This is a genomic window from Mesorhizobium sp. M0136 (assembly GCF_040322515.1).
Lineage (GTDB): Bacteria > Pseudomonadota > Alphaproteobacteria > Rhizobiales > Rhizobiaceae > Mesorhizobium.
The window spans coordinates 1-2,203 of the sequence record NZ_JAMYTP010000063.1; the positions used below are offsets into that span (position 1 = coordinate 1).

At 58.1% G+C, this 2,203-nt stretch carries 3 protein-coding genes; all 3 read right to left on the reverse strand.

Annotated elements, in window-relative coordinates; translation table 11 throughout:
• Nucleotides 1-397 (reverse strand): transposase (locus NKJ35_RS31005; RefSeq protein ID WP_502904698.1); only part of this gene is annotated, 397 nt, incomplete at its 3' end.
• The gene (locus NKJ35_RS31010) at nt 394-684 is read right to left on the reverse strand and encodes a transposase (RefSeq protein WP_502904699.1); all 291 of its coding nucleotides are present in this window, start codon (nt 682-684) and stop codon (nt 394-396) included. The genes NKJ35_RS31010 and NKJ35_RS31005, both read right to left, overlap by 4 nt.
• Nucleotides 685-888: 204 nt before the next feature.
• Entirely contained in the window at nt 889-1,884 is a 996-nt protein-coding gene (locus NKJ35_RS30750; RefSeq protein ID WP_352651379.1) for an isopenicillin N synthase family dioxygenase, read from the reverse strand.
• Between the last annotated feature and the right edge of the window lie 319 nt (nt 1,885-2,203).

Below are 2,203 nucleotides of genomic sequence, written 5' to 3' on the forward strand. Positions count from 1 at the left end.
CGACCTTGCGCGGCACGTAGTCGAGCGCGTTTCTGAGGAAGTGCACGTAGCAGCGCTGCCAGACCGCTTCGGGCAGCACTTCGCGCATTGCCGCCCTGAGCCCCGGATGGTCGTCGGAGACGACGAACTCGACGCCGGCGAGCCCGCGATTCTTGAGCCCCGTCACAAACTCGCACCAGCTCGAATGGCTCTCCCGGTTGGCCAGCTCGACGCCGAGCACCTGGCGCCGGCCTCCCAGTCGACCCCGATTGCCACCAACCGCCTGGCTGGCGATCACGCCGGCCTCGCGCGCCCGCTCGTAGCGCGCGTCCAAAATGAGATAGGGATAAGGTTCGGCAAGCCGCCGCTCATAGAATGCCTTCAGCGCCTCATCCAGCCGCGCCGTTGCCTGGCTCACCATCGAGGCCGAGAAGGAATGGCCGCACAGCTCTCCTCGGTGATCGCCTTGACCTTCCGGGTCGACACACCTTGCACGTACATCTCGACCAGCGCCGACACCAATGCCTTCTCCGAACGCTGGTAGCGCTCAAACAACTCCGTCGAGAACCGGCCAGCCCGATCCTGCGGAACGCGAAGCTCAAGCACCCCGACCCGCGTCACCAGCTTGCGCTCGTAATAGCCGGACCGGTAACTCGTCCGCTCCGCCGTCCGCTCCCCTTTCTCGGCCCAGATCGCCTCCGTCATCTTGGCTTCCAAACCTCCTGCACCACAGTCTGCAATACCTTGCGAAAGCCGTCCTCATCCGACAACAGCAACGCTTTCAACTCGCCTCTGCTCAGTCTAACTTCATCCGCAGGCGACTTCGGAAGCCCGCCTGTTTGCGGATCGTCTCGCCTCCGGAATGAAGCGCCGCAGGCAGTGTTGTGGGTAAACGCCAGCCCGCCCTGATCAAGCATTGGCCAAGTGAGCGTAACTTGCTGCGAAACGCCCGAATTTGTGCTCGCCGCAAGTCACCGGCTTGTAGCGAAGCGGGTTACTGTCCGTAACACATGAGGGCAATGGTTCGATGATCGCATTGAAATCAGCGTCGATAAAGAAGGGGACCGAGTATCGCTCGCAGCCCGAGCTATTCACCACGCGGTGCATGTTCGCCAGGTATAGATCGTTCGTGAGCCGCTGAATCAGATCGCCAATGTTGATTACGAATGTGCCGTGGATCGGAATGCCCTCGATCCAATCGCCATGGCGGTTCATGACCTGAAGACCACCCACGTCGTCCTGCGCCAGGATGGTCAGATTCCCGTAATCCGTGTGGGCGCCAATACCGATGATCTCTTCGCCAACATAGCCACTCTGCGGCGGATAGTGAAGCAGGCGCTGAATGCTGATGGGGTTGCGCGTGAGGTTCTCGAAATAGCTTTCCGACAGGTCCAGACTGAGCGCAATGCCCTGCAAGAGTCTTTTCGCGAGGTCTACCATCTTTTGATGGTATCCGTATGTCAGTTCCCGAAACCCGGGCAGACTTGAGGGCCACTGGTTGGGGCCAAAGAACGGACCTTCCAGCGTCGAACGTTCAGGTCCGAAGTCAAAGCACTCCTTCAGGTCTTTCGTTTTGCCCGGATCGGTGTTCTCCCCGAACGGCTCAATGTATCCGCGCAGGGCCACATCGGATTTGCTAACATGCAATTTCATCTTCTGCGACATGGGCAGATCAAAGAACCGACGGCTCACATCGAATACCGAATCGACAAAATCCTGAGCAATACCGTGGTTCTTCACATACATGAACCCAGTGTTCGACAAGGCCCAACGTATCTCCTTGGCCACCATCTGTTTGTTGCTGCCATCGAGAAGCGGCGCTATATCAATCAGGGGGATCTTGTCAAAGCTTTCGCGTTTCGCGCGCAGCTTGTCATCCAGTCTGACCACGAGATCCTTGGACATTTGTACTCCTTTGTTTGGCAATGGGAGTCGGCACAACGATTTCGGGCCATTTTCTTATTGACTGGCAGCGTTAGGAACCGTAGGGAAGCCTTAATAGGCTGTGCCGAGAATTCTTTTCGAGGGTGCCGTGCTCAATAAGGCAGAAGAATCCGTACTCCTGGCAGGTCATGCGTAGGCGCTCACGGTCTTCATGTCGCGTTGCATCGGCTGCCAATCTCGCCAGCGAGATTTTGTGGTATCGTGGTCATGGCCGCTCCTCCGTTTGTGCGTTGACTTTATGGGTCACCTGGAAAACCCAGTAGTGCGCGCCCTCCTCCGC